General features: G+C 34.5%; 17 protein-coding genes and 1 riboswitch. Of the genes, 15 read left to right on the top strand and 2 right to left on the bottom strand.

Features of this window, described 5'->3' with window-relative positions:
- The first annotated feature begins 182 nt into the window (after positions 1–182).
- The 4 genes from KHA96_RS17040 (at position 183) to KHA96_RS17025 (ending at position 3,734) form a co-directional block, all read left to right on the top strand.
- Positions 183–1,229 (top strand): serine hydrolase domain-containing protein, encoded by a 1,047-nt coding sequence (locus KHA96_RS17040; RefSeq protein ID WP_249315664.1) that lies wholly within the window; start codon positions 183–185, stop codon positions 1,227–1,229.
- A 92-nt stretch (positions 1,230–1,321) separates the two neighbouring features.
- Positions 1,322–1,894, top strand: coding sequence for an HAD-IA family hydrolase (locus tag KHA96_RS17035; RefSeq protein ID WP_213130503.1), 573 nt, complete (start codon positions 1,322–1,324; stop codon positions 1,892–1,894).
- 248 nt (positions 1,895–2,142) lie between these two features.
- Complete coding sequence (pgsA, locus tag KHA96_RS17030; RefSeq protein WP_213130502.1) at positions 2,143–2,745, top strand: CDP-diacylglycerol--glycerol-3-phosphate 3-phosphatidyltransferase; 603 nt, start codon at positions 2,143–2,145, stop codon at positions 2,743–2,745.
- 833 nt (positions 2,746–3,578) lie between these two features.
- Positions 3,579–3,734, top strand: coding sequence for a hypothetical protein (locus KHA96_RS17025; RefSeq protein WP_213130501.1), 156 nt, complete (start codon positions 3,579–3,581; stop codon positions 3,732–3,734).
- A 528-nt stretch (positions 3,735–4,262) separates the two neighbouring features.
- On the opposite strand, the gene KHA96_RS17020 is transcribed toward KHA96_RS17025, so the two are convergent.
- Both KHA96_RS17020 and KHA96_RS17015 read right to left on the bottom strand, forming a co-directional pair.
- A complete protein-coding gene (locus KHA96_RS17020; protein ID WP_213130500.1) occupies positions 4,263–4,577 on the bottom strand; it encodes a DMT family transporter in 315 nt (104 codons plus the stop codon).
- Entirely contained in the window at positions 4,577–4,918 is a 342-nt protein-coding gene (locus KHA96_RS17015; RefSeq protein WP_213130499.1) for a DMT family transporter, read from the bottom strand. Before KHA96_RS17015 ends, KHA96_RS17020 begins: the two co-directional genes overlap by 1 nt.
- Before the next feature lie 68 nt (positions 4,919–4,986).
- Positions 4,987–5,083: riboswitch (guanidine-I (ykkC/yxkD leader) on the bottom strand.
- A 299-nt stretch (positions 5,084–5,382) separates the two neighbouring features.
- Here KHA96_RS17015 and KHA96_RS17010 point away from each other — a divergent pair.
- The 11 genes from KHA96_RS17010 to copZ all read left to right on the top strand — a co-directional run bounded on the left by KHA96_RS17010 (position 5,383) and on the right by copZ (position 14,736).
- Positions 5,383–5,835: a MarR family winged helix-turn-helix transcriptional regulator gene (locus KHA96_RS17010; protein WP_213130498.1), complete on the top strand. Its 453-nt coding sequence runs from the start codon at positions 5,383–5,385 to the stop codon at positions 5,833–5,835.
- 25 nt (positions 5,836–5,860) lie between these two features.
- The gene (paiA, locus tag KHA96_RS17005; protein ID WP_213130497.1) at positions 5,861–6,376 is read left to right on the top strand and encodes a spermidine/spermine N(1)-acetyltransferase; all 516 of its coding nucleotides are present in this window, start codon (positions 5,861–5,863) and stop codon (positions 6,374–6,376) included.
- 75 nt (positions 6,377–6,451) lie between these two features.
- Positions 6,452–7,381 (top strand): arginase family protein, encoded by a 930-nt coding sequence (locus KHA96_RS17000; protein WP_213130496.1) that lies wholly within the window; start codon positions 6,452–6,454, stop codon positions 7,379–7,381.
- 334 nt (positions 7,382–7,715) lie between these two features.
- Positions 7,716–8,036 carry an ArsR/SmtB family transcription factor gene (locus tag KHA96_RS16995; protein WP_213130495.1) on the top strand — a complete coding sequence of 107 codons (321 nt, stop codon included), beginning with the start codon at positions 7,716–7,718 and terminating at the stop codon, positions 8,034–8,036.
- 3 nt (positions 8,037–8,039) lie between these two features.
- Positions 8,040–8,429: an SRPBCC family protein gene (locus KHA96_RS16990; RefSeq protein ID WP_213130494.1), complete on the top strand. Its 390-nt coding sequence runs from the start codon at positions 8,040–8,042 to the stop codon at positions 8,427–8,429.
- 74 nt (positions 8,430–8,503) lie between these two features.
- Complete coding sequence (locus KHA96_RS16985) at positions 8,504–8,875, top strand: iron chaperone (protein ID WP_213130493.1); 372 nt, start codon at positions 8,504–8,506, stop codon at positions 8,873–8,875.
- Positions 8,876–8,911: 36 nt separating this feature from the next.
- The gene (locus KHA96_RS16980; protein ID WP_213130492.1) at positions 8,912–9,619 is read left to right on the top strand and encodes an FAD-dependent oxidoreductase; all 708 of its coding nucleotides are present in this window, start codon (positions 8,912–8,914) and stop codon (positions 9,617–9,619) included.
- Positions 9,620–10,048: 429 nt separating this feature from the next.
- On the top strand, positions 10,049–11,293 hold the full coding sequence (locus KHA96_RS16975) for an MFS transporter (RefSeq protein WP_213130491.1): 1,245 nt from the start codon (positions 10,049–10,051) through the stop codon (positions 11,291–11,293).
- A gap of 318 nt (positions 11,294–11,611) precedes the next feature.
- The gene (locus KHA96_RS16970) at positions 11,612–11,914 is read left to right on the top strand and encodes a metal-sensing transcriptional repressor (protein WP_213130490.1); all 303 of its coding nucleotides are present in this window, start codon (positions 11,612–11,614) and stop codon (positions 11,912–11,914) included.
- A 13-nt stretch (positions 11,915–11,927) separates the two neighbouring features.
- Positions 11,928–14,312, top strand: a complete 2,385-nt coding sequence (locus KHA96_RS16965) for a heavy metal translocating P-type ATPase (protein WP_213130489.1) — start codon at positions 11,928–11,930, stop codon at positions 14,310–14,312.
- Positions 14,313–14,529: 217 nt separating this feature from the next.
- Positions 14,530–14,736, top strand: coding sequence for a copper chaperone CopZ (gene copZ / locus KHA96_RS16960; protein ID WP_213130488.1), 207 nt, complete (start codon positions 14,530–14,532; stop codon positions 14,734–14,736).
- The last annotated feature ends 42 nt before the right edge of the window (positions 14,737–14,778 follow it).

The raw sequence follows: 14,778 nt of genomic DNA, 5'->3' as shown, positions 1-14,778 counted from the left end.
TTCCAGCCTTTTTGGTTTCATATTGCCTTGATCAATTATCAATGCTGGGTTCATGAGGATTTCGATCAGTTTTACCATTCCATACATCCGCAAATTTTCGAATCTTCTACTTGTTAATTACTTTGCTGTAAAAATTTTAAAGGATTTTTATCATAGTTCACGAAGTTGTAATAGAAGTTAATATGAGGAAGAAAGGGATTTTGGAGATGGGGTTAACTTTACATAAAGATGTTTTTAAAGACATTACTGCATATACCGAGAGAGTAAAACAAGAAATGTCCGCATCTGGTGCTGCGTTGGTAATTATGAAAGATAATAATATTGTACACGAATGGTATTCAGGTACTCATCACTTTGAAAAGGGGGCTAAAAATATAGATTATACTTCACAGTTTAATGTTTATTCGATAAGAGTAACGTATGTTGGTTTAGCTATCGCAATAGCTGTTTATGAAGGTCATTTAAACCTTGAAGATAAAATAAGCAACTATTTGCATGAACTGGATAAGGAAATACTTGGGGAAACAACTATTAGGCATTTATTGACACGGTGTACTGGTTTAAATATTAAAAGTGATAAAGTACAACGTGTGTTTGATTTAGGAACCAATATTGAGGGGAAAAAACCGGAATTATTAGCAAAAATATTGCACAAAGCTACGGGTAAAACTGTTAATGAAATACTCACAGATAGAGTATTTAAACCTTTAAATTGGACGAATACAGAGTGGGTAACGGAAGGTAAAAATAATCTAGTATGTGATATACAATCACCTAATAGTTACCCGACATTAAGAATAGGATCAAACATTGGAGATGAAAGAAATTTATATGTAAGTGCGAGAGAATTGGCTTTATGGGGAAATTTGCATTTAAATAAAGGGTCATGGGATGGAAGACAAATTCTGTCTGAAGAAATTTTTAATCTTGTTACATCAGTTCAAAGTCCAAGTACTTTACCAAATCAACTTCCAAAGTTCGGCTTTCTTTGGTGGATAAAAGATAGCGAAGTCTCCTTTAAGTTTAACGAATTAGGTTCAGAGTTACCGGAAGGTTCATACCAAATACTAGGAGCATCAGGATGTTCTTGTACAGTTATTCCTAAATTAAACGCAGTTGCTGTTAGGATGTACAATAGCTTATATACATATGAAAATGAAGGCTTTGACTACATAAAGGATATTCAAAATTTTGGAGATTTAGCATTTTCAAGTTTAAAAAAGCTTTAATCATAAGACTTTATTTATATTAAGACCAGAGACGCCTGGAACCCAAAAGGTTAGACACCATTTAACTTAATATAAAAAGGGGGAAGATTTTATTGAACATATTATGGGATTTTGATGGTACACTTTTTGATACATATCCTGTCTTTGCAAAAATATTAAAACAGGTGACCAATAAGGACATTTCGGAAGATGACCTATATGCTCAATTAAAAATTTCATTTTCACATGCCATTCGTTATTTTAAAATACCTAATTCTCAAATAAAAACCTTTATCTCTCATGTGAATCAATTACCAACAGAAGATTTCAAACCATTCAAAGGTGTAGAGGAGATATTAAAGTACGCCAATAAAAATGTGATTATGACACATAGTACTCGGAAGGAAGTTTTGAAAATATTACAATATTATGATTGGGAAAAATACTTTGCAGAAATAGTTACAGGTGATTCGGGGTTCCCACGTAAACCAAATCCAACTTCATACAAATATCTTCACAAAAAACACTCGATTGATTTAGTTATTGGCGACCGAAGTTTAGATATTATTCCTGCAAAAGAAATAGGAATAAAAACCTGTCTTTTCCAAAATGGAGAACTAGGTTCAGATTATTATCTTGAAGCTTATGAGGACTTTTTTAGTATTATTAAAGTCAAATCAAAATGAAGTCCACACCTCATGTCCAACAAACCAGCTAATCGTTATTCCTTCTACCACTGACTTTCCATTACCTCATTAAGAAAAACAGAAAAGTATTATTAGGGCTCATATTTTTTATACTAAAGTCTGGCCAATCAGAAATGAAATTGAAACCTCAATTTTATGATGGCAGTCTTATCTGAATTTGCCGCTACTCACTTCAGGGCTTATGACAATCTAAACAAGAATATTGAGTTAATTAAAAGGAGGAAAAGATGAATCTACCAAATAAAATTACAGTAACTAGAATATTCTTTATTCCCGTACTCCTCATTTTTTTATTAATTCCGATTCCATTTGGTGAAATGCAAATAGATGGAAATGCTATACCTGTCGCACATTTTTTTGCAGCATTACTTTTCATTATTGCATCAACAACGGATGGATTGGACGGATATTATGCTCGGAAATATAATTTAATTACTGATTTAGGAAAGTTCTTAGACCCTTTAGCAGACAAGCTATTAGTTGCGGCAGCATTGATAGCTTTAGTTGAACTACAATTAGTTCCTGGATGGATTGCAATAATAATATTAAGTCGGGAGTTTGCTGTTACCGGACTTCGACTTATTGCAGTGAAAGAAGGAATAGTGATTGCAGCAAGTAATATTGCAAAATGGAAAACTAGAATTCAAATAATCTCTATCTCAGCATTGCTTCTACATAATTATCCTTTTTCTTACTTTGACTTTCCTTTTGATACTGTATCTCTATGGATAGCTATGGTTATTACATTATTCTCCGGATGGGATTACTTCTTTAAGAATAAACATATTATTTTTAATAGCATTAGAGTAAACTCTTCTTTTCACAACTAAGATGCAAAGTGCTATTTACTTTTAGTTCTAACGCAATTCTCAAAAAATAAAGAAGATAATCGCATAATAAAAGTTGATTATCTTCTTAATCATACAACGGGTACCAAGAGTACAGTATGCATTAAGATGCTGCCTCATTAAAACCTCTTCCAAAAAGCAAAAAAGCCTAGAAGAAAACTTAAAAAAGTTTCTCCCAGGCTTTTATTCTTCCTTGAGACAGCCAAGCTGTGAGTTTTACTCTCGGAAGAGATCAACTTTAAGTTGCGGAACCTTAGAAAACATTCAGCTTATGAAATTACCTCGTATTATACAAAGTTTTAATTCTTAATCAATGTTACATAATATCGAGTTATTGCTCGCGGGATATTATTTTGACTGCAAAATTGTTCCATTCTGAAAAGGTTGTAAAAAATTCATTATGTTTGTTTACGACACAAATATACCTCTTTTAGGAGAATTATACATCATATGGATAACTATATATATTCTTTCTAGTATAAAATAATTTATATAAACCTTAAGGAAGTGAAAGAATGCATCCACCTGATAAAAAAGAAAAACTTCATATATGGCAGCCTGTTACAAATTTAAAAGCAAACTACCCATACGATATTAACTTAACTAATATAACCAGACATAATGATTAATTAAAAATAACTATTGAAGATTTATATAATAATCAACTTGATATCATCTATGATCAAACGATTTCCCCTGTAGAATACTATGTTTGGGCTTTTAGATTTTCAACTGAAACGGGAAACTTTGATATTCGTTTTATAGAGACAGATGCCAGTAATAGGCTTGACCCTGAAGCTGCCTACTTTTGTAAAATGGAAAATTCTAAGTACTTAAGAATGTTTGACTCGAATCCCGTCATTAATCGAAAAACTAACCCTAACTTGGAACATCATATTTACATTACAGGAAACGAAATATTTGAAGTTCTATCAGAATATGAGCCAAGATTCATTGAGAAAAAAAAATAGGACTCCCTCTTCTAGACTAATTTGGTTGTCGATTAGAAAGCCAGATTGTCAGCAAGGGGGCAATAAATTATTAATTTCTCCTCTATTTTCGCTTGGGTCCATTTGGTCATCAACATAGTATTTCCCTTTATGTATAATTCTTCATTTTTTATATGATCTACTGTACTGAAGATATTTTAAGCAAGTCTCCACGCAATTTTAGTTTCTTCTTCAACGTCATGAGTAACTATTAAATAATGATGTTTTTACCGACTCAAGTTATAACTCACTCCTTATCTGTCACATAATTTGATCACCTCCAAATAATCCGTGTTTCTTCTATATCGCAAATGGCGATCCAGACGGCCACCGATTCTTTATCGCAAAAGAACCGTATTCCAGCATTAAAGAAACAGGCTTTCAACTTGAATCCGTTAAAGAATTGGAACACGGTACATTATGGATTCGTTATTCTAAAAAACGAAGTAAAACGACGTTTGAATGGTAATTTTAAGGTGTTTTAAAAGCCTAGCTTTTTTGACACTTTTTTTATGAAACGAGTTTTAGACCTACTGCAGCACCTAATACCATTCCTATGAAAACAAGCCTTCGCCAATCCTTTGATTCACCATATAAAACCATGCCTAAGATTGCCCCGCCAGAAGCACCGATACCTGTCCAAATTGCATAAGCTGTGCCCATAGGAAGAGTTTTCATGGAATAGGCTAGAAGTATAAAGCTTGCTCCAAATCCAAGTATTAATAGGACTAATGATTGCCAATTACGGTCTTTGTGCAATTTATTGATCATCGCGACACCAAACATTTCACACAAACCTGCGAAAACTAAAGAAATCCATGCCATTAGATTTCATCCCCTTCCTGAACCTTGTCTTTCGTAACTAATTTCAATCCAATAACGCCTGCTAATAAAACAAAAATTAAGAGTATTTTTTCCGCTTTAACAGGTTCTTCAAAGAATAGGATTTCAGAAAACACTGTTCCAGCGGTTCCTAATCCAACAAAAACTGCATATACAGTACCTACAGGAAGTTTCCTTCCCGCCATGATCATGACATAAAAGCTGATGATGATCGCAATAATAGTTCCTGCCCAAGCCCAAAAGTTGTCAGCATGTTTTAACCCAATAACCCACAAAACTTCAAAAAAAGCAGCAACAAAAACTTTAATCCAGTCTGCACTCATTTGTATATACCTCCAATCTTATTATTTCCAAAAAGCAAAAAAGCCTGAGAGAAAACTGTATAAACAGTCTCTCCCAGGCTTTTATCCTTCCGTGGCACGTCTAGCGTGAGTTTTCTCTCGGACCAGACCAACATTTATAGTTGCGGAACCCTAGAAAACATTTAACTTATGCAATTATCTTGTATTATACACAGTTCTTAATCATAGTCAATGTTATTACATAACCATTCATCTACTTGTGATGTCCTTCTCTTCTCCAATGAGAGTCTTTAACAGAAATGTTTCATGCGGATATATGTTGGAAAGGATTTTTTGGCAGTATAACTCTTAATACATAAAAATATAATCCACTTTATTCAATCTCTTTATCATTATTTTTTATTGTAAATGCAACAAAAAAGGGATAAATTACCTTATAATAGTATTGTTGTATTTGCAGCAAAATGCGAATGAAGGAGTTCAATATGAAGGAAATTTTACGTGAAATTGGAATGATAGCAAGGGCATTAGATTCTATTAGCAATATAGAATTTAAAGAATATGACCTTACAAAAGGGCAGTATTTGTACCTTGTTCGAATATGTGAAAATCCAGGAATCATTCAAGAAAAAGTAGCTGAGATGATAAAAGTAGATCGAACAACTGCAGCTCGTGCTATAAAAAAACTTGAAATGAATGGGTTTATTGAAAAAAAAGAAGACAACGATAACAAAAAAATTAAAAAGCTTTTTCCAACAGAGAAAGGGAATAAAATTTATCCAGTTATCAAAAGAGAAAATGATTATTCTAATATCGTAGCATTAGATGGACTTTCCGAAAATGAAGTAGAAACCATTTCTAAACTTCTTCAAAGAGTAAGAAAAAATATAGAAAAAGACTGGGAATTTGTGAAAAAGGGAAATAAGCGGAATTATTGATATATAAAGGGGTTTGAACAATAAAATGACGATAAAAATAAAGAAATGCAAACGTGAAGATTTACAAGTACTTCAAGATATAAGTATAGAAACATTTAACGATACATTTAAAGATCAGAATTCATCTGAAAATATGAAAGCCTATTTAGAAAGAGCGTTTAATTTGAAACAATTAGAAAAAGAACTATCTAATTTATCTTCGGAATTCTTCTTCATTTATTTTCACAATGAAATCGCTGGTTATTTAAAGGTCAATGTCAATGATGCTCAATCTGAAGAAATGGGTGAAGAATCACTTGAAATTGAGAGAGTTTATATTCATACCAAAAGTCAAAAATATGGGCTTGGTAAACTTCTGTTAAATAAAGCGATTGAAATTGCGAAGAAACATAATAAAAAGAATGTCTGGCTGGGCGTATGGGAAAAAAATGAAAATGCCATTGCTTTTTATAAGAAATTGGGGTTTGTTCAAACAGGATCCCACTCTTTTTATATGGGTGACGAGGAGCAAATTGATCTTATAATGACTAAAATCGTTTGAAGGGAAAATGTCTATTGGTACAATAGAGTTTAACTTTGCTCCTTATTAATATTTTCTGAAAGGAAGGAATGCCCAATGAAAGAAAATAAAGACATAGAAAAGAGCAAGACTCTTCGTTTATTGATGCCGCAATGGCAAGGCGGATATAATCCGTCTTATTATTTAGGCGCACAATTATTAAATTGGCTTGTTCCCGCTTCAGATGATATTCAAGTAGAAGTGCCGGTTTCTTTAAATACAGATGGAGTACAAGTAGAAAAGGGGACTTATGCACGCACCGACGTATTGAAACAGCTACATGAGGCATTCAGCATATTAAATAAACATCAACCTGAGCGTGTCGTCGTCTTTGGAGGAGATTGCGGTGTAGAATTAGCACCGATTGCCTATTTAAATGAAAAATACGATAGCGATGTTGCTGTCCTTTGGGTGGATTCCCATCCCGATGTCAAGCTGCCGGATCATTATATTGGGCAACACGCACATGTACTGGCTACTTTGCTCGGTGTTGGCGATGAAGAATTTGTCGCTTCCGTTCCGAAACTTGTTCAACCTGAACATGTCCTGTATGTCGGGTTAAATGAATGGTCTGCCGAAGAAGCGAAAGTTGTAGATCAATTTCACTTAAGTGCTGTGGCACCAGAAGAATTAGTAAAAGACAGTTCACCGGTACTGAATTGGCTAGAGAAATTAAATCCAACAAAAGTATTTATTCATTTTGATTTAGATGTCCTTGACCTTAGAGAGTTCCGTTCTCTTCTAGTAGCCAATCCGAATACGTATGAAGAGATGCTCGAAAAAGCGCCAAAAGCCTCCAGCATGGAGACCATTATTCGTATTCTCCAAGATGTCGCAAATGCCTATGATGTTGTGGGATTAGGGATTACTGAACATCTTCCTTGGGATGCTTTGGTATTGCAAAATATGTTACAGCGGCTTCCTTTAATAGGGGATATAAATAAAAAGGATACACCCTTTATTAGTTGTTATGATCATCAACACTAAAAAATTAATATACATGGGTGTGTTTGTAAGTTAAAATGTCGGATTCTTATCCATATTGGAATTCTTGAATAAAAGTTAAAGGTTATAAGAAAATAAGTATGATTATTCAATTAAACCACCTTAATAAGGAATAAAACAAAGCTAAAAATATGCAAGCTATTATGCATTACTTGTGTATTTTAGCTCTTTTATTTTTCTACAAGATTTCCATATGTCTTTTAGAGAGAATTCATTTTGAGATTCGTCTACGTCAATAATAAAAATTGACCGGACACTGTATGGTGTCATATAATAATGACACCATACAGTGTCCATTTTGTAAGGAGAGAGCATATTGAAAAACACTTATCAAGAGCGGGATGTTTTTGTAGCTATTGCAGATCCAACAAGACGTAAATTAATCCGGTTGTTGTCAGGTGCAGATGAGTTGCCACTTCATGAACTTACTCCTCATTTTAATATGGGACGTACTGCTGTTTCTAAACATTTGACTATCCTTAAAAATGCTGACTTAGTAACTAACCGTAAAATAGGTAGAGAAACAAGGTATCGATTAAATCCAGTTCCCTTACAGGAAGTTAAAGATTGGTTATCATTTTATGAGAAGTTTTGGAATGAAAAAGCCCTATTATTAAAGAATATATTGGAGGAATAGATAATGGCAGATTTAGAATTAGCTTTTCAATTTAAGAGTCCCGTTAATAAGGTTTGGGAAGCCTTAACAAATTCAGATATCCTTGCACAATGGGTAATGGAAAATAATTTTAAACCAATTGTTGGATACAAATGCCAGTTTCGAAATGATGAAATAGATTTAGTAGTCGATAGTGAAGTATTGGTAGTAGAAAAACCCTATAAGTTATCTTATACATGGATAGGCGGGCCGATAAACACTATAGTCACTTGGCAGTTAAAACAAGAAGGTGAAACAACCCATCTACATCTTAAACACTCAGGATTCGAAAAAGAAGACCAAGCGTTTAATGGAGCAAAATATGGTTGGGCGTATAAGATTGAAGAACTTAAAAAAGTATTTGGGGAAATATAAGAATAAATTTCTGGTCCTGCTTTATTGTAATTGTAAATAGCTAGCTGATAAAAACAATTTAAGGAGGGAACAATATGGAAACCTTTGCTGAGTTTTTAGCTGGGATAGATGATCCCTCACAACGAGAAAGAACAGAAGAAGTGTTGACCTGGATAAATAATAAATACCCAAATTTAAAGGCAGAAATTAAATGGAATCAACCGATGTTTACGGATCATGGCACATTTATTATTGGCTTTAGCGTATCTAAAAAACATTTAGCTGTCGCCCCTGAAAATGTAACAATTACTCATGTAGAGGAAGATATCGTGAAGGCTGGCTACGAATACACAAAGGGGTTAATACGTATTCCGTGGAAGGGTCCGTTTGACTACTCACTTCTTGAGAAAATAATTGAGTTTAATATTTGGGATAAGGCAAACTGTTCCACTTTTTGGCGGAAGTAGAGAAAATATATTAAGAGGCATAAAGGAGTTACCGAAATGAGTTTTTTTCAAGATATACTATCAATATTCAAAAAGAGAGAATTGCCACTTATAGAAAGCTACAATGAATCGGAAAATGTATATACCTTTCTATTCGAAAAAGAAAAAGATTTAACTTGGAAAGCAGGGCAGCATGGTTTGTTTACTATTACTCATAAAAAAGTAAAAAGTCCTACCAGACCGTTCACATTGGCATCAGCACCAACAGAGAAAATGATTAAAATAACAACTAGTATTAATGATGACCCAAGTGATTTTAAAAAAGCGATGTTAGAATTAAAACAGGGAATGAAAGTTAGTATGAGTGGCCCTGTAGGATCCTTTTATTTAAAAGATAACAGTCCTTCACTCCTAATAGCAGGCGGAATTGGAATTACACCATTTCGATCAATATTAAAACAATTAGAGGCGGATGGAAATGGTGTTGAGAAGCCTCTGCACCTTCTCTATATGGATAGCAAAAAATCTTATTTGTTTCATAACGAACTTGATGAAATGGCTAAAAATCTTTCCATAAGTGTCACTTATCTTGATTCCAGAAATGACCTACATGCGGAGATAGATAAGTTTACCGGCTTATATAAGAACAATGGTAAATACTTCATTGCAGGACCGAAGTCCATGGTAGATTCTATGTCTAGTTATTTAGTGAATCATAATATTTCAAAGCGGAATATTAAAAAGGATGTCTTTTTTGGGTATTAGTTAAGAATGAAAAATTCTTAAATATTAAAGAAGTAGGTTTGCAAACAGCTGATATTTTTAATGAAGTCGTATATTCAAGAAATTATTAAGGCTTATTTTGCAATAAAATCATTGTATACATAAAGTACTTTTGCTATGATATTATCAACTTTTAAGAAATGGGGTTTTCTTTGTGACAGCATCAATGAGATTAAAATTCCGCTTTTTCATTCGTTAATTAAATACGTTTGAATGCTCTGCCTTCATTCAGAGCAACGGGATTGGTCTGTCTATTTTAAGGAAACCTATATTTGACGGTTATTTAAAAGAGGGGATGAATTTCTCCTCTTTTTGCTGTCTTTAAAATTAAATTTGAATAGAGCAATTCAAAGTGCGGATGTTGGTGAAGTATATATTCTATATAACTTTCAGGAAATGAGATGTTAAAAAATGAACACAATAAATAATAATCTCAAGGAGAATTGGCTAAAGAATATCATTCTCTTTTTAAGTAGCCAGACGATTTCACTTTTTGGATCATCCCTCGTTCAATACGCAATTATGTGGCATATAACGCTGACAACAGAATCTGGATTAATGATGACGTTGTACATCATTTGCGGTTTTATTCCAACATTTATTTTGTCACCAGTTGCAGGAGTTTGGGCGGATCGTTATAACCGTAAGCGGCTAATTATTTTGGCAGACAGCCTTATTGCCATTGCTACCTTATTACTTGCAATTCTCTTTTTGATGGGATTTAATGCAATCTGGCTGCTCTTTTTGATGGCAGCAGTTCGTGCTTTTGGAACCGGGATTCAGATGCCGGCTGTCGGTGCTATTTTACCGCAAATTGTCCCTAAAGATAAGCTGACGAAGGTGAATGGAGCAAATGGAAGTATACAAGCTATTATTATGTTTGTATCTCCATTAGTTAGTGCAGCACTATTAGGAATGACCTCGATTGAAATGATATTTTTTATTGATGTCATCACGGCTGCAATTGCAATTGTTACACTTCTTGGTTTCTTAAAGATTACTGTACATGAGAAGGCAGCAGAAAAACAAACAACAAGTTACCTTAGTGACTTTAAACAAGGACTGCAATATGTGAACAACCATGATTTTCTAAAGAAATTCTTCTTATTCTTCGCGGTGTTCTTTGTATTAATGGCACCTGCGTCATTTTTGACTCCTCTACAGGTTACACGTAGTTTTGGTGATGATGTATGGCGATTATCAGCAATTGAAATTGCCTTCTCCATAGGAATGATGGTAGGCGGTGGAATTATTGCTTCTTGGGGCGGCTTTAAAAACAAAATTAAAACGTTAGGATTCGCAAGTATTATTATGGGGATGTGCACCTTTGCACTCGGGATTGTTCCAGACTTTTGGGTTTATTTAGCCTTCATGGCTTTATTCGGTGTTGCCCTCCCCATTTTTAATACACCAGCTACCGTTTTATTGCAGGAGAAAATAGAAGAAGATTATTTAGGGAGAGTTTTTGGCGTGATGGGGATGATTTCAACCTCGATGATGCCCCTTGGAATGCTAATCTTCGGCCCAATTGCAGACATCATCAAAATTGAATGGCTGCTTTTAGGAACTGGAATATTCATTATCATACTAGCCATTTTCCTAAGCAGAAACAAAGTATTGATCGAAGCGGGTAAACCTGCATTAAAAGAATCTTAAGTTGGACGAAGGCTATTGGTTTACGTTATACAAATAAAAATATTTCATAGAGGGACAAAAGCTCAGAGCAAAAATCTGGGCTTTTGTTCATTATTTTAACCTAACAACTGTTTATGTAGTGTGTTCCCCTTTTAATAACTTCAAAAGTTCCCGGGCACAATCTTATTATAGTTGCTTTTGAAATAATAAATGAAGCTAGTCCTTGCAATGTAGTATTAATCAATTTCCATCGTATTACATAGAAAGCGAGTTTATTTATTGACTTAAATACCATATGGGGGTATAGTATAAGTATCGAAGGAAAAGGAAGTGAATCATTTGGATAAATTCTTACATGATCACCCAAGTAAACCAAGAACACATGATGAGAAGCAAAAAGTCATTAATCGTTTAAAACGTATAGAAGGTCAAGTTCGTGGAATACAAAAAATGGTAGAAGATGATCGATATTGTATTGATATTTTAGTACAAATCAGTGCCATTCAATCTGCTTTAAAAAACGTAGGTTTCGCTGTAACTGAACGGCATATTAACCATTGTGTCAGTGACGCGATTAAACAAGGCGAAGGTAAAGAAACAATTGAGGAATTAATGAGTGTCATGAAGCAGTTTTCCAAGTAAGGAGGAAGCATCTATGAGTGAAATGAGTCATGCAACATTAGGTATAACAGGTATGACCTGTGCCGCATGTTCCAATCGTATTGAAAAAACATTAAATAAAATGGACGGAGTAAAAGCACAGGTTAATTTAACGACAGAAAAGGCAACAGTGGACTATGATTCAGAAAAAACTTCCATAGAAGATATTTCGAAAAAAATTGAAAATGTCGGTTATGGTGTTTTAATGGAAAAAATAGAATTAGATGTTTTTGGAATGACCTGTGCTGCTTGTTCGAACCGTATTGAAAAGGTATTGAATAAGGAGAAAGGGGTTAAATTTGCTACTGTAAATTTAACAACTGAAACGGCATCCATAGAATATAATCCTGGATTAGTGGATCCTAAAGCATTGATTGAGAAAATCAACAATGTAGGTTATGATGCGAAACCAAAAGCGGAGGCAGCAGAAAAGCAAACACATAAAGAAAAAGAACTGCAACATCAGAAAACAAAGTTAATTATTTCAGCTGTGTTATCCGCACCTCTGTTAGTCACCATGTTAGTTCATTTATTTAATATGACTATACCGGATATATTCATGAATCCTTGGTTTCAATTTGCTTTAGCGACACCCGTTCAATTTATCATCGGATGGCAATTTTATGTTGGTGCATATAAAAACCTTCGAAATGGTGGAGCAAACATGGACGTGCTTGTTGCATTAGGTACAAGCGCTGCTTATTTCTATAGTTTATACGAAGCATTTAAAACCATCGGAAACCCCGAATATATGCCGCATTTATACTTTGAAACAAGTGCTGTATTAATTACGTTGATTTTATTTGGTAAGTATTTAGAGGCAAGAGCAAAAAGCCAGACAACGAATGCACTATCCTCTTTACTTAATTTACAGGCAAAAGAAGCCCGCGTAATAAGAAGTGGCGAGGAAATCATGATTCCTGTCGATGAAGTCGTCGTTGGTGATAGGTTAATTGTAAAACCAGGAGAGAAAATACCTGTAGACGGTATCGTTGTAAAAGGAAGAACATCTGTAGATGAATCGATGATTACAGGTGAATCAATTCCAATTGAAAAAGAAATAAATGCTAGTTTAATCGGATCGACGATAAACAAAAATGGTTCGATTGAAATGGAAGCGACAAAGGTAGGTAAAGATACTGCCCTTGCATCGATTGTCAAAGTTGTGGAAGAAGCTCAAGGATCGAAAGCACCAATTCAACGCTTAGCTGATGTTATATCTGGCTATTTCGTACCGATTGTTGTAGGGATTGCCATTCTAACATTTATCGTATGGATCGCTTTTGTTCAGCCTGGTCAAATTGAACCTGCTCTAGTTGCAGCAATTGCTGTACTTGTTATTGCTTGTCCATGCGCGTTAGGGCTTGCAACTCCAACTTCTATTATGGTGGGAACAGGAAGAGCTGCTGAAAGTGGAATCCTGTTTAAAGGCGGAGAACACTTAGAAAGAACGCATCAGTTAAATGCAATTGTTCTTGATAAAACAGGAACCATCACAAAAGGAAAACCAGAAGTAACTGACTTTTCCGGTGATGATGAAACATTACAGTTGTTAGCTAGTGCAGAAAAGGGATCCGAACATCCACTTGCGGGTGCTATTGTGGCATATGCAACAGAGAAAGATATTGATTTTGTGGAAGTGGATGAATTTAACGCTATACCTGGCCATGGTATTGAAGCTAAGATTTCAGGAAAACAGCTCCTTGTTGGAAATCGAAAATTAATGAATGACCATCAAATTGATATTGAAGGTAATGAAGAGAAATTAGTTGAGTTTGAAACTAATGGGAAAACAGCGATGTTGATTGCCGTTGATGGGAAGTATAGTGGAATTGTTGCGGTTGCAGATACTATTAAAGAATCAGCACCACAAGCAATAAAAGAGTTAAAAGAACAAGGCTTAGAAGTGATTATGCTGACAGGGGATAATGAAAGAACAGCTCAAGCTATTGCAAAACAAGTAGGAATCGACCAAGTGATTGCTCAAGTGCTACCTGAAGAAAAAGCTGATAAAGTTAAAGAAATTCAAGCACAGGGTAAAAAAGTAGCGATGGTTGGTGACGGAGTTAACGATGCGCCAGCATTGGTTACTGCAGATATCGGAATTGCGATTGGAACCGGTACAGAAGTTGCGATTGAAGCTGCTGACCTAACTATTCTTGGTGGAGAGCTATTGCTCATTCCGAAAGCCATTAGAATTAGTCATGCAACCATTAAAAATATCCGCCAAAATTTATTCTGGGCTTTCGGATACAATACAGCCGGAATTCCTGTTGCAGCAATTGGATTACTTGCCCCATGGGTTGCCGGTGCAGCTATGGCTTTAAGTTCGGTAAGTGTTGTTTCTAACTCACTTCGTTTAAAACGAATAAAACTATAAGGTTTTTTCTCATAAATGGTTGCTAATTACTATAAATTTTAACGACGAAAAATAGATTCTGTTCTTAAATGCGTAATCTACCTGAGAAAAGAGTTGGAAACTAACGTTAAACTTTCTAAACAGGTGTAAAAGCCGGCTTTTAGGCTTTTGCAAAATCAACAAACTTTAAGAAAACAGTCAACTATAAAAATCAATTTAAAGGAGGTGAAAAGGTGTCATGGAGAAAACTTTAAATGTACAAGGCATGTCATGCGGCCATTGCAAAAAATCAGTTGAAGGTGCGTTAAAAAAACTAGATGGTGTATCAAAAGCTGAAGTTAATTTAGAAGCTGGTAAAGTAGATATTACATTTGATGAGTCAAAAGTAAACGTTGAAGCCATGAAAGAAGCAATTGAAGATCAAGGCTATGATGTTACTGTATAATATAAGAATGAAAAAGCTGGTTTCTTCTGGAAATCAGCTTTT

The sequence above is a fragment of the Bacillus sp. FJAT-49711 genome, assembly GCF_018343715.1.
Lineage (GTDB): Bacteria > Bacillota > Bacilli > Bacillales > Bacillaceae_C > Lederbergia.
The sequence above is the reverse complement of the archived record's forward strand: the minus strand, read 5'-3'. Positions and strand labels throughout refer to the sequence as shown.

Excerpts from the sequence above, each read along its gene's own strand:
- copZ (WP_213130488.1), top strand. The coding sequence starts at position 14,530 with ATGGAGAAAACTTTAAATGTACAAGGCATGTCATGCGGCCATTGCAAA.
- KHA96_RS16985 (WP_213130493.1), top strand. The coding sequence starts at position 8,504 with ATGGAAACCTTTGCTGAGTTTTTAGCTGGGATAGATGATCCCTCACAA.
- KHA96_RS17015 (WP_213130499.1), bottom strand. The coding sequence starts at position 4,918 with ATGAGTGCAGACTGGATTAAAGTTTTTGTTGCTGCTTTTTTTGAAGTT.
- KHA96_RS16980 (WP_213130492.1), top strand. The coding sequence starts at position 8,912 with ATGAGTTTTTTTCAAGATATACTATCAATATTCAAAAAGAGAGAATTG.
- KHA96_RS17040 (WP_249315664.1), top strand. The coding sequence starts at position 183 with ATGAGGAAGAAAGGGATTTTGGAGATGGGGTTAACTTTACATAAAGAT.
- KHA96_RS17025 (WP_213130501.1), top strand. The coding sequence starts at position 3,579 with ATGGAAAATTCTAAGTACTTAAGAATGTTTGACTCGAATCCCGTCATT.
- KHA96_RS16990 (WP_213130494.1), top strand. The coding sequence starts at position 8,040 with ATGGCAGATTTAGAATTAGCTTTTCAATTTAAGAGTCCCGTTAATAAG.
- KHA96_RS17000 (WP_213130496.1), top strand. The coding sequence starts at position 6,452 with ATGAAAGAAAATAAAGACATAGAAAAGAGCAAGACTCTTCGTTTATTG.
- KHA96_RS16965 (WP_213130489.1), top strand. The coding sequence starts at position 11,928 with ATGAGTGAAATGAGTCATGCAACATTAGGTATAACAGGTATGACCTGT.
- KHA96_RS16975 (WP_213130491.1), top strand. The coding sequence starts at position 10,049 with ATGAACACAATAAATAATAATCTCAAGGAGAATTGGCTAAAGAATATC.
- paiA (WP_213130497.1), top strand. The coding sequence starts at position 5,861 with ATGACGATAAAAATAAAGAAATGCAAACGTGAAGATTTACAAGTACTT.
- KHA96_RS17010 (WP_213130498.1), top strand. The coding sequence starts at position 5,383 with ATGAAGGAAATTTTACGTGAAATTGGAATGATAGCAAGGGCATTAGAT.
- KHA96_RS17020 (WP_213130500.1), bottom strand. The coding sequence starts at position 4,577 with ATGGCATGGATTTCTTTAGTTTTCGCAGGTTTGTGTGAAATGTTTGGT.
- pgsA (WP_213130502.1), top strand. The coding sequence starts at position 2,143 with ATGAATCTACCAAATAAAATTACAGTAACTAGAATATTCTTTATTCCC.